This is a genomic window from Amycolatopsis sp. NPDC000009 (assembly GCF_055563465.1).
Genome location: NZ_JBVHDI010000044.1, coordinates 1 through 1236 on the forward strand (window position 1 = coordinate 1; position 1236 = coordinate 1236).

2 rRNA genes (1 of these 2 only partly in view) are annotated in these 1236 nt (G+C 55.2%); both read right to left on the reverse strand.

From position 1 onward, the window contains the following. Positions 1–4 precede the first annotated feature (4 nt). Positions 5–121: ribosomal RNA gene (gene rrf / locus ACZ3HL_RS44740) — 5S ribosomal RNA — on the reverse strand. A gap of 80 nt (positions 122–201) precedes the next feature. After that, positions 202–1236, reverse strand: a 23S ribosomal RNA gene (locus ACZ3HL_RS44745) (it continues 1364 nt past the right edge of the window).

The window sequence follows — 1236 nt, forward strand, 5'->3', positions numbered from 1 at the left end:
GTTAGTCCGGCGGTGTCCTACTCTCCCACAACCCTTCGGTTGCAGTACCATCGGCGCTGTCAGGCTTAGCTTCCGGGTTCGGAATGGGACCGGGCGTTTCCCTGACGCTATAACCACCGAAACACTACGAAACAACACACACTGTCTGTTTCCAGAACGGTGTGGTGTTTCAGAGCTGTAGAGTGGATGCGTAACATCTTTGTGGGCAAGTCCTCGGCCTATTAGTACCAGTCAACTCGACAACACATTACTGTGCTTCCATTTCTGGCCTATCAACCCAATGGTCTGTTGGGGGCCTTAACCCACAAGGGGTGGGATACCTCATCTTGGAACAGGCTTCCCGCTTAGATGCCTTCAGCGGTTATCCCTTCCGAACGTGGCCAACCAGCCATGCCACTGGCGTGACAACTGGCATACCAGAGGTTCGTCCGTCCCGGTCCTCTCGTACTAGGGACAGCCTTCCTCAAGTATCCTACGCGCGCGGCGGATAGGGACCGAACTGTCTCACGACGTTCTAAACCCAGCTCGCGTGCCGCTTTAATGGGCGAACAGCCCAACCCTTGGGACCTACTCCGGCCCCAGGATGCGACGAGCCGACATCGAGGTGCCAAACCATGCCGTCGATATGGACTCTTGGGCAAGATCAGCCTGTTATCCCCGGGGTACCTTTTATCCGTTGAGCGACACCCCTTCCACCAGGTGGTGCCGGATCACTAGTCCCGACTTTCGTCCCTGCTCGACATGTCTGTCTCACAGTCAAGCTCCCTTGTGCACTTGCACTCAACACCTGATTGCCAACCAGGCTGAGGGAACCTTTGGGCGCCTCCGTTACTCTTTAGGAGGCAACCGCCCCAGTTAAACTACCCATCAGGCACTGTCCCTGAACCAGATCATGGTCCGAGGTTCAGATTCCCAATCCGACCAGAGTGGTATTTCAACAACGACTCCACCAACACTAGCGTGCCGGCTTCACAGTCTCCCACCTATCCTACACAAGCCGAACCGAAAACCAATACCAAACTATAGTAAAGGTCCCGGGGTCTTTCCGTCCTGCCGCGCGTAACGAGCATCTTTACTCGTAGTGCAATTTCGCCGGGCCTGTGGTTGAGACAGCCGGAAAGTCGTTACGCCATTCGTGCAGGTCGGAACTTACCCGACAAGGAATTTCGCTACCTTAGGATGGTTATAGTTACCACCGCCGTTTACTGGCGCTTAAATTCTCAGCTTCACCCCCGA